The organism is Pseudoalteromonas luteoviolacea CPMOR-1 (assembly GCF_001625685.1).
Lineage (GTDB): Bacteria > Pseudomonadota > Gammaproteobacteria > Enterobacterales > Alteromonadaceae > Pseudoalteromonas > Pseudoalteromonas luteoviolacea_K.
In genome coordinates, this window is the sequence record NZ_AUYC01000070.1 from 1 (window position 1) to 10,709 (window position 10,709).

Genomic DNA, 10,709 nt, shown 5'->3' on the forward strand with positions numbered 1-10,709 from the left:
TCACTGCGTTCGTTGTCGCTAACCTTTTGCACTATAGACCCTGAAGCAAGTTCAGGGTGACGGAAAGGTTGAGTGCAGTGCTATAATTACCTTTTATTAAAACGGCTTATTTCACCTTGCGCAAAAAGAGCGTACTCACTGCGTTCGTTGTCGCTAGCCTTTTGCACTATAGACCCTGAAGCAAGTTCAGGGTGACGGAAAGGTTGAGTGCAGTGCTATAAAACGGCTCATTTCACCTTGTGCAAAAGAAGCGCACTCACTGCGTTCGCTGTCGCTAGCCTTTTGCACCATGTCATCCTGAACTCGCTTCAGGATCCATGCTTTTCCAGTTTTTGCCAGGTTGCTGAGTTTGTAGAGGTGTATTGATTCTGTTCGGTTAAAATGGCCCATTCCACCTTGCGAAAATTGAACGCACTCGCTTCGCTCGTTATCGTTACATTTTGCACGATAAGGGCAAGGTGAGGGGAGCAAACTTTACAGCTTTCACCCTTTACTCATTTTGAATACAGTCCCTTAGCCGCGGTTAAAATGGCTTATTCCACCTTGCGCAAATTGAACGTCCTCGCTTCGCTCGTTATCGTTACATTTTGCACGTTAATCACCTTGCTAAGAAGTTACCATGAAACCCTAAAGGAATCGCATAGGGCAACCAGGCTCTACAAATTGGTCCTGCTGATATGTTGTGTGCATTAAATATATTGAGGCAAGTACGCTTTGTAGGAATGTGTAACGCAGTACCAATTAAGTAATCATTTCTAGCGTTTTCGTTAGGGGCTGTTAATACATGCTCTTCAACTAAATAGTCCTTACCATAAGTGAAAGTATCCACGCTATCATTGTCTAAGTTAATACGTCTAACGCTATCGCTCCAAACATCGCTTTCTATAGATGACAGAGTGAATAAATCACGATTCTTCTTACCAGTTAATGCACTATATATACGCGGAAATTCGCTGATTCCATCGATAGTGTATGATCTCACTTTACCATTGCGCAATAAGCAAAATACGACAGTTTTCGCAGGTGATACAGGTATATCACTTTTTCCTTGCATCATCGCAGTCATTTGGTTTAGTACATTCCCGTTTGGGTATAAACTCGCATCAAAAGATATGTTGCCATTTTTATCCTCCCAAGCATTGCCAAAATGAAAAACAAAACCAGGATCTAAACTATATTTTCTTACGACCTTGAGCGTACCTTTACTGATAATGAGTACTTCCATGGCCTGCTCTGGTGCAAATTGAATAGATGAAAACTGCCCTTCTATGGTTCTATCTCGTTTCAACGAAGGTAATACAAGAAGAATATGTTTTTCGGTGATTAGGAAGTCATGCACCATTCCCCCTGTAAACCCGCTATTAACCATACCTACATTTTGTAATTTGCCATGGCCATTTAATTGATATAAAACGATATGGCCGCTAAGCGCATAGCCAAAATTCCATATTGTCCCATCCGCTTCTACTTTCGGGTGTGCAGAGAAGGGTAAGCCTTTTAAACTGCTTTGATGTTGTGTACCCTCACCGAGATTAATCAGCGATTTAGTTTTGAGTGTAGTTCCATCAATTGCGGTTGCAGAGCCAGCTTCCCACAGTGCCCATAATTCCCCGTTAACTGGCAATACATTTGTATTGGCTGTATTAATTGAATCAGGGTTGTTGATTGCAAGGCTGTTCGGCAGTTTACTATCTGGGCCAGAAAACAAAAATCTGCCAGCTTTCTCTTCAGCGATAAATTTACTTGTTTGTGTAAATTTACCTCGGTGATGAACGGCTCCTTCTGCAAACTGAAACTGGTGGATCATGCCATCCCCTTCAAATAAGTGCGTATATCTCTGCTCAGCTCTTTGGTGCCGAGCTGGACCGTTGCGATAAAAGAAGCCTTTCAGATCTTTTGGCAATTGGCCCTCTAACTTCAATTGACGAGGTGAAAAGTCAGAGTCAGTGCCAAGGACACCTATCAAGTCTGGGTTTGTGTCCAATGCAGCTAAAAAGCGTTGCTGATTGACCTTTAACGGATCAACTTGAGATAAGCTGCTTTGTATAGCAGCGAGACAAGGCGCTGAGATAGTTGCATGTGCAATGGGCGCTGCTAGCATGCCTTTGAGTAATTGCCGACGGTCCATAATGAGATCCTTTAGTAGCTTATATTGGTACTTTCTGTGTTGTTGCCATTCTTGATGGTGATCGCCATATCTTGATATTTTGGCGGTCCAAATTGCATGGTTGCATTATTTGAAAAACCAACTCCCTCTATTGGGATACCGAAGAAGTTTGTATCTAGTTGTGCATTATTATTAACATCATGAAAGAAGCGAATGACATACTCTCCGCTTTCTATGTCAGAGAAGTTTGCCTGCACCATGCCTTCTTTAGCAGGGATGATACTTTGGATATAGCTTTTACCAGCTTTATAGTTCTGCGCACCTTTGAACAACTCGATATACATCTTCCCCTGTTCGTTACTGACGTTAGTTATTTGTAATTCAAGGTGATTAGCCATGGCTGGTGCGCAGCATAGAGCCAATGTTGAGATTAAAGCCTTCATATACTCTTCCTTATCTATCTGTTTTCTTGGTGCTTATTTGCGCCGATTGATAAAAAAGATAAAATGGAATTTATCCATGAACAATATGAGTTTCGTGGGTTAGGCAGGTACTTCGTGGGTTAGACTTATTTAGCAGGTGTCTTTTTGGCGAATCGTGAAATGAAAAAAAATAACTATAAAAATCATAATGAAAGCTCAAGGTGGACAATTCGCAATCTGGCTTCTGATGGCACTATTGTTTTGTTATGTGCATGCTTTTTGGCCTTTTTAAAACCTTTTGGTATGGACAGCGTTAGTTTTGTGTATGCATTGAGCTTCTGGGTAACCATTTGTCTGTGTGGTTACTTGGTTTATGCACCTGCATTGACATTGGGTAGAGCGGCGCTGTCAAGTATTGCGCCTAATTTGAAGACAAAAAATGTCCTTTCTTTGGTGGTTTCTATTTTATGTGCCAGCGTCATTATGGGGCTCATCACGCCATTTATTATTACCCGTTTTTTTTCTTTGTCATCAACTTATTGGGAGAGCGTGCCTTTCGCTATCATGGCTTGCTTATTTATTGGTGGAGTTATCACCTTAATCAGTGTAACAAAGGCTTTTGTGCAGCAACAACATGCGATGATCACCTATCAGCAACAGCGCTTAGAGTTAGAGCAACCAGAAGCGACGATATTGCAGCAGAAAATGTTAATGGACTTTATGAGTAAATTGCCCATCGAAAAACGCGGAGAACTCATCTGTTTGCAAATGGATGATCATTATCTGCAAGTACACACAGACAAAGGAAGCCATATGCTTTTAATGCGCTTTAAAGACGCACTAAAGCAATTGGATGGTTACCCTGGTTTTCAGACTCACCGATCTTGGTGGGTATCTATCAACGCCGTGACTGCAACAAAGCGCGAAGGGCGTCGGCTTATTTTACGACTGAATAACAATATGGAAGTGCCTGTCTCTCAAACATTTCTCAGCCAAACAAAACACACACTCAATATGTCATAACAGACTGCGGTAGCATTAGGTTATATTATTTGCAATCAAGTGCGACTTGTGTCGCACTTGATTGCATGTTAAGGTGCGACATATGTCACAGGGGGATGTATGTTGAAACCAAATAATACGGAACTAGTCATATTAAAATTGCTTTGGCAAAAAGAACCAAGAACGGCTAGAGAAATTCATGATGCAATTGAAGCTGACTTCGCATGGAGTTACTCATCAACTCGCAAAACACTTGAGCGTATGGCTGACAAAGGCTTGCTGAATGTAGGGGAGCTAGGTAATAAAAAAATATTCACCGCAGAGGTCGACAAAGTGCCTACTTTAGCAGCGTGTGCGCAAGAGTTTGCGAAATCCGTTTTTGAATTAGATGGGCCGTTACCGGTTGCCATGTTTGCAGATAGCCGTTTAATTCAAGAAGAAGAGCTAGTTGAACTTGAGTCATTACTTGAAGAATTAAATGAAAAGGGCAAAGAGTAAGGTATATACATGGATGGGTCATTAATTAGTCCGCTGCTGATCTTAACCTTATGGCTCTTAACGAGCTTTGTATTATTTAACATTGGTAAATATATAACCAAAAAATACCCGGCAACACCGACGGTATGGTGGGCGACTCTCATTTTATCGGGTTTGCCTATCTTACCAATTGGGGCGAACTCTGAAGTAGGTGCCATTCCAAAAGTCCTACTTGAGTTTGGTGGATATGTTGAGCAAAAGCAGCAGCAAGCAGGGCAAATATCAGCTCAAAATATGCAATTTTCCTTTGATGTGTTGTTCTATATTGCGGTTGTCCTTTACTTTGTTGTAGTAATACACAAGCTCAGTCGTTTTTATAGTAGCTGGCGTAATATGCACCGGTTACTCATGACCTCGAAGCCTTTTGAGCAATCAACAACACCGACGCTTTGCGTTGCAGTTCCAATTACCTGCTCACCTTTTGTATTCGGGTTATTGGACAGTAAAATTATATTACCAAATTACTTTTCGCAGTTGAGCCCTGAACAACAGCATACTCTGCTGTGCCATGAAGCCACCCACATACACCATAAAGACCATATTGCATTGCTTATTTGGAGCGTATTGAGGTGTCTTTTTTGGTTCAACCCTTTTATAAAAAAGATGGAAAAGGGGTTTATTCATGCGATGGAACTGAGGTGTGATTTAAAAACAGTGAGAGACTGTGACATTAATAAAAAGGATTACGCGACAACATTAATGGCAGTGTTGAAGCGCTCAGTTGCGACCCGTTCTATGCCAAATACAGCTAATTTCTCTTCAGATGCATTGAGTTTAGAAGATTACAAGTTGCGATTTCAGCAGATCATCCAGCCACAGTCTAATAAACCTGTATATCTATTAGCATTGTTGCTACTGATAACCTGCTCTCTCGGTGTTGCTAATATTAAAGCAAGACCTGTCTTATACGCAGATTTAGATAGGTGGCACAACCCTCTTAGCGATTTTGTGATCAGCTCATACTATGGCCATATTTCAGAGTTTCGGCAACTTAAGCCACATGGTGGTATTGACTTAGTTGCACCTGTTGGAACACCTGTGATGGCAGTACTGGGTGGGGTCGTTATTGTGGCAGATGCCAGCACGCTGTCGCCTAACCTCGGTAATGTGGTACTTCTGCAACATGAAAATGGGTATCAAAGTTTATATGCACACTTAGATACGATTACCGTGACACAGGGGATGCGGATCAAAGGCGGTAATGAAATAGGAACGTTAGGTGCGAGTGGTCGGGTAACGGGCGCACATCTTCACTTTGAGCTGTTATATCAAGAACAGCGAGTCAACCCATTGGGTATTCTAGAACTAAAATAACGATGATTAAAAATAGAATATTGCTTACTGCAGCTTTAGTTGTAGGGGTCGCTTGCACCTCGGAAAAAGTTGATAAGACGCTGGTAGAGCAAACCATATCTTTGCCGTCTGACGTGATTCGTGAAATGCCAATTGAGTTGAATACTGTCCACTCTCAAGAAGAGAGTATGCGTACTACAGTAGAGACGATCAAGCTTGCGGCTGGGGAAAATTTACTTAGTGTGCTTCACCGCTATGGGATAAGTACGCAACAAGTCATCGCGTTAATTGGTGAGCTGAAACCTTGGTTAGATCTGAATAAGCTACCTACAGGCAAGATTATACAGGTGACACTTGATGAGCAAGGTTCATTACTGACGATCGCAATAGGGGTGCGCTTTGCAACCATAGTGACTGCGACATTAGCAGAGGGAAGTTGGCAAGTCACAGAGTCCACTTTAGAAACTGAATTGGTCTATAAGCACAGCAAAGTTATTGTTGATGCTAGCCTTTATAACAGTGCAATTTATGGAGGAGTGGCAGTCGAAGTTATTCAAAAGGCCATTGCTGTGCTGTCTCACCGAGTGGACTTCCAAAGAACACTTCGAGATACAGATGTATTTGAGGTCTTATATCAATCCACTCAATTGCTGATCCCTCACCCATTGTCTAAGCGAAGCGCTCATCATAAAGTGACATTTATTAAACTGACCGTGTCGGGCATCGAACATGTTTTATATCATCATGAAGCAGGTCAAGAATCACAGGGCCAATTTTATTATGCAGATGGGCGGCCAGTGCAGAGCTTTTTGTTAAAAACACCACTGAATGGCGCTCGCCTTTCATCAACATTTGGCCACCGGAAACATCCAATATTAGGGTATACAAGACTACACAAAGGATTGGACTTTGGTGCTGCTGTCGGTACGCCTATTTTTGCAGCCGGTGATGGCCGAGTGCTTAAAGCGAGCTGGAGAGGTAGCTTTGGTAATCGAGTTTTGATTCAACATGCAAATGGTTATTGCTCCCTATACGCCCACTTACAAGGGTTTGCCAAAGGCATAAAGTCAGGGGCCCATGTCAGGCAGGGTGAAATCATTGGTTATCTAGGAAATACGGGATTATCGCAAGCGCCCCACTTGCATTTTGAGTTACATAAAAATGGTCAAGCCATTAATCCATTAATGCTCAACACATCTCAGTATGCTGCCAGTAAGCTTACAGGTGCCAAGTTAACCGCGTTTTTTCATACTGTTACACGTATAAATTCGCAGTTAAAAAGCAATGACGTTAAACAAACGGATAATTCAAAGCTAGTTTTAAATCATGAAGTTAAGGAGTATTAGTCAGAATGTATAAGCGGTTGTTATTGATCTTAGTGTCGACCATATTGGTGTGTGCGATGCAGGTATATGCAGGTGATCAGTTCACGATTCAGAATACGCAGATATTAAAGATAAAATCGGACTTTAATCAACAGAATTACGAACTGTATGTACGACTCCCAAAAGGCTACCACAAGTCAAATCGTCGTTATCCGTTAGTATTAATCAATGATACGAGTTACGCCATCGCTACGGCGAGTGGGATTTTACATTTAATTGAAGGCCGCGATATTGAAGAAGTGATTGTTGTGGGCATTTCCTATTCTCACGGGACAGACCCTTTGTTGAGTCGAACTCGTGATTATACTCCGACATTCGCACCTCATGAAACGGGAGGGCATTCCAAAGCAGCGCAGCAAGTATCTGGGCAAGCTGGCAGCTATGTGAAGTTTATTGACAATCAGGTAATTCCATTGATGATTCGCTCGTTTCGAGTAGATAAATCCAGAAAAACATTTGTTGGTCATTCATATGGTGGGTTATTAGGCACGTATATTTTATTGCATCAGCCAACGTTATTTGAATCCTATATTTTGGGTAGCCCGTCTCTTTGGTATGACAATAAGGTCATATTTGAAATGGAGCGAAGCTATGCAAAGCGCAATCATGTTTTGCCTGCAACAGTACGCTATTATATTGGGGGTAATGAAGGGTTCATGGTTGCAGACCTAAAAGCGTTTATTAGCATACTCGATAAGCGACAATATGAAGGCTTTAATTATCAATACAAAGTCATTCCGAGTGCATCTCATTTTAGTGTTTTTGCGCTGCTGCTCACAGAAGGTTTAATTGATATATACGGTAAGTAGTGGCTATGTCAAACTGAGAGTGTTAATGCGTCTCAGCGCGATATTTCTATCAAATAGGAGCATCTTATTGCTCCTATTTTTGCATGTAATTAAATTTTAGTCGTATTGTGTTGTAATTTAATTGAGGCTGGATTGTGAAAAAGTGTCAATAAGAATTCACCTTTCAATTTTAATGCGTATCATTCACTAAAAAATATCTTAAGTGAATGTTTATTAAGTACTAATTTATATTCTATGGGTAATGTAGTGTACCTCATTATGAATATAACTATATATTTATAAAGAGATTTTCATCCTTAGGAAAGGTTCTTTAGGTTGAATTGTCACAGATTTCCTTGATACACTTGATAGGCCATAGTATTTATGAATATTTACATATTTAGCATTATTGGTGTCGGTTTTTAGTCCACCTTGTACGTCAAACTTTAGTTGGGAATAGTTGGTTGCAAAAGGATAGTATTAAAGCTTCACTTGGTGATTTTATTATTGACTTAGAGCAAGGTTTGCTCTTTCTAAACGGTGAAGAAACTTCAGTCGAACCTAAAGTGATGGAGCTATTATTATATCTCTATGACTGTCGTGGTCGTTACGTTACCGTCGACGAGTTACACAAGCATGTGTGGGCTGATCGTGTGGTTACCGACACTGCTGTCAGAGGCACGGTTAAAAAGCTGCGTGTAATCTTAAAAGATGATGACTTAACTAATCCAAAGTATATCAAGTCGGTTGCAAAGCGCGGGTATAAGCTCGTTTGTGATACCAATATTCTCGATAGCGCAACAGTGAGCTCAGTTGAAGCCGCGCCTATTGAAGCAACACCAGTTCAAGACAGTATCCCGATAGAAATTGTTCAGCCCACCTTTGAGCCCCAGCATAAAAAACAACGCAATGTGATTACGTGGGGGGTATTCGCCTTTCTACTTTTCGTAATTTGCTCATTCAGCCTTTATCTTAACTTGAACGACGGGCCTCAGTTTGCTGGTGAAGCATCGCTCACTGAGTTTAATGGTGATAAAAGAGGGATAGCGGTGTCATCTGATGGTCGATTTATCGCTTTCACTGGTCGACACTCTGAAAATGAAGCACAACAAGTTTACTTGCTCGATAAGCAAGATGGCACCACGCGTAAACTGACAACCAAAGCTACTAATGCACGTTTTCTGAGCTTTGCGCAGAATGATAAGGTGCTCGTATTTAGTGACACAGTCACCGGTGCTTCATCTCTAAAGCTATTACCATTAACAGTATCTGAACCTGAAAGTGCAATGGTGACATTGATTGAGGATAAATACTGGGTCAGTGATGTCATCACTGGAAGAACAGAATCTGAAATGATAGTAAAAGTTGGGCATAATGCTGGATCTGTGCTGATGCTTTACTCTTTAGATCTTGAGTCTCTTAAGCTGACCCGGTTGTTTACACCCACGCATAGCGATGAGTTCATTATCGCCAGCAGTGTTTCTCCGGATAAAAAGCGATTAGTGAACGTTATTTTACAATCCGGGAAGTCATCTCTTGTTATACATAATTTTGAAACTCAGTTAGATGAGGTACTGATTACTCAAAATGAGTTGGCTGCGCGCGCTGTGTGGCTCACCAACAATGACATACTGCTGTTAGATGGCGCGGGATTACATATCATCGATGTCAATACAGGCGAAAGTAAACAGGTTCGTGATAATCCAGGTGCATTAATATGGGACATAGCAGCTTCTCAAGCTGGTCATGATGTTGTTGCGATACGCAAATCTCAAGAACGTGCTAATCGGTTGTACATTGAACGTGCTCTGACGAGTACGAGCGAGGTTAGTAGGTTGATCAATACTTCACCTGAGGTGACATCCATGATATTTGACCCTATGGATGAGAATATGCGCTGGGTTAGAGTCAAAAGAAATGATGTGAATTATCTGGGCCATTTAAATATTAAAAATGACCAACTCACTACGTATTTTGAGACGGAAGATAAATTAGAGTTACTAGCTGCAGCGACAACTAATCAGCACTTATTAGTAAAAGAAAAACACCGTCTTGCGGTTTTTTCTATGAAAAGTAGACAGCTAGAATATTTCACGGCTGATTCGAGCTCATCGAGTGACGGTGTGTTTTATCAAAATGATCAAGCTGTGTTGTTTGGTGTACAGGTTGGTGGTGAGTGGGAAATTCAAAAATATGATATTGAAAGTGCCACCACAGAAGTGTTTGTGCGTCATTTCAAGTCTATCCGGCCTACCAAAAATGGCTTTGTTGCAGCAAACTATGTTGGAGATTTATTTCTTTTATCCCCTGAATTAGAGGTCATTGAACCGCTAGGACATCGCATTAATTTTGAAGCAATTGCTCGGTGGCATGTAAAGCAAAATGGCGTTATATGGTCTAACTTCGACTACTTAAAGAGCTATGTCAATCACATTGATTTGGAAACACGGGAACATACCAGGATTGAGGATATGTTTTATAGTTTGTATCCAAGGATCTCTGTGAATGAACAAGCCAGCCACATTGTATATTTATCAGTTCAAATAAATGACTCTGCCATACAGCAGCTGTATTTTAAGTAACGCTTTCTACTTCTACCCATAAACATATAAAAATATGAGAATAATAATGAATACCAATAAACTACTCAGCTTAGCAGTGCTTTTCTCGTTGATGTCTGGACCTGTGTATGCCTCAAGTCCAGCGGAACCTGAATTTTGTAATTTAGTTGGAGAATGTTACGACCCTTCGGATCCCGAGAAGGAAAGCAGATAGATACATTTTATAAGCTCTACTTGGGTTCAGTTATCTTCATTTGAGCTTTATGCTTTCACTGAACCCGATATATATCAACTCACCTGTGCAATAACTCATCATTTTACATAACCAATACTTTTTTATAAAACTGTCCATTGAAATTTATTTTTATCGTTATTTTCTAACTAATTGATTGTATTGCTTATTTTTTAGGTTACAAAAAAGTAATCATTTAGTTGTTGGTGTTAGAAACGCATTTTTATAACTTGAGAGCCGCAGCAAGGACTGGGCATTGGGTAATGTGGTTCACCTCCAGTTTTTTGTACGGATGCAAAAGTATTTTGGAGGTTGGATCACCTGGCTGAAGTGAACGTAGTGAAATATTGTTTGAGTCAGTAATCCGCTAGGAAGCAGAGAA

8 protein-coding genes are annotated in these 10,709 nt (G+C 40.8%); 6 read left to right on the plus strand and 2 right to left on the minus strand.

Going from position 1 to position 10,709, the window contains the following annotated elements; genetic code table 11:
* Positions 1–598 precede the first annotated feature (598 nt).
* Positions 599–2,128: a carotenoid oxygenase family protein gene (locus N473_RS22250; protein ID WP_063369849.1), complete on the minus strand. Its 1,530-nt coding sequence runs from the start codon at positions 2,126–2,128 to the stop codon at positions 599–601.
* 11 nt (positions 2,129–2,139) lie between these two features.
* Positions 2,140–2,550 carry a DUF2141 domain-containing protein gene (locus N473_RS22255; RefSeq protein WP_063369850.1) on the minus strand — a complete coding sequence of 137 codons (411 nt, stop codon included), beginning with the start codon at positions 2,548–2,550 and terminating at the stop codon, positions 2,140–2,142.
* A 159-nt stretch (positions 2,551–2,709) separates the two neighbouring features.
* Here N473_RS22255 and N473_RS22260 point away from each other — a divergent pair, with 159 nt between their 5' ends.
* From N473_RS22260 to N473_RS22285, 6 genes are all read left to right on the plus strand, one after another.
* Positions 2,710–3,552, plus strand: a complete 843-nt coding sequence (locus N473_RS22260; RefSeq protein ID WP_063369851.1) for a LytTR family DNA-binding domain-containing protein — start codon at positions 2,710–2,712, stop codon at positions 3,550–3,552.
* Between the two features lie 99 nt (positions 3,553–3,651).
* Positions 3,652–4,029, plus strand: coding sequence for a BlaI/MecI/CopY family transcriptional regulator (locus N473_RS22265; RefSeq protein ID WP_331248849.1), 378 nt, complete (start codon positions 3,652–3,654; stop codon positions 4,027–4,029).
* 9 nt (positions 4,030–4,038) lie between these two features.
* A complete protein-coding gene (locus N473_RS22270) occupies positions 4,039–5,382 on the plus strand; it encodes a M23/M56 family metallopeptidase (RefSeq protein ID WP_063369852.1) in 1,344 nt (447 codons plus the stop codon).
* A 2-nt stretch (positions 5,383–5,384) separates the two neighbouring features.
* Entirely contained in the window at positions 5,385–6,707 is a 1,323-nt protein-coding gene (locus N473_RS22275; RefSeq protein WP_063369853.1) for a M23 family metallopeptidase, read from the plus strand.
* 5 nt (positions 6,708–6,712) lie between these two features.
* A complete protein-coding gene (locus tag N473_RS22280) occupies positions 6,713–7,555 on the plus strand; it encodes an alpha/beta hydrolase (RefSeq protein WP_063369854.1) in 843 nt (280 codons plus the stop codon).
* Positions 7,556–7,998: 443 nt separating this feature from the next.
* Positions 7,999–10,116 carry a winged helix-turn-helix domain-containing protein gene (locus tag N473_RS22285; protein ID WP_063369855.1) on the plus strand — a complete coding sequence of 706 codons (2,118 nt, stop codon included), beginning with the start codon at positions 7,999–8,001 and terminating at the stop codon, positions 10,114–10,116.
* The last annotated feature ends 593 nt before the right edge of the window (positions 10,117–10,709 follow it).

What these genes read in the sequence shown, in the direction of transcription:
- N473_RS22250 (WP_063369849.1), bottom strand. Translation starts at nt 2,128, where the DNA reads ATGGACCGTCGGCAATTACTCAAAGGCATGCTAGCAGCGCCCATTGCA.
- N473_RS22255 (WP_063369850.1), bottom strand. Translation starts at nt 2,550, where the DNA reads ATGAAGGCTTTAATCTCAACATTGGCTCTATGCTGCGCACCAGCCATG.
- N473_RS22260 (WP_063369851.1), top strand. Translation starts at nt 2,710, where the DNA reads ATGAAAAAAAATAACTATAAAAATCATAATGAAAGCTCAAGGTGGACA.
- N473_RS22265 (WP_331248849.1), top strand. Translation starts at nt 3,652, where the DNA reads ATGTTGAAACCAAATAATACGGAACTAGTCATATTAAAATTGCTTTGG.
- N473_RS22270 (WP_063369852.1), top strand. Translation starts at nt 4,039, where the DNA reads ATGGATGGGTCATTAATTAGTCCGCTGCTGATCTTAACCTTATGGCTC.
- N473_RS22275 (WP_063369853.1), top strand. Translation starts at nt 5,385, where the DNA reads ATGATTAAAAATAGAATATTGCTTACTGCAGCTTTAGTTGTAGGGGTC.
- N473_RS22280 (WP_063369854.1), top strand. Translation starts at nt 6,713, where the DNA reads ATGTATAAGCGGTTGTTATTGATCTTAGTGTCGACCATATTGGTGTGT.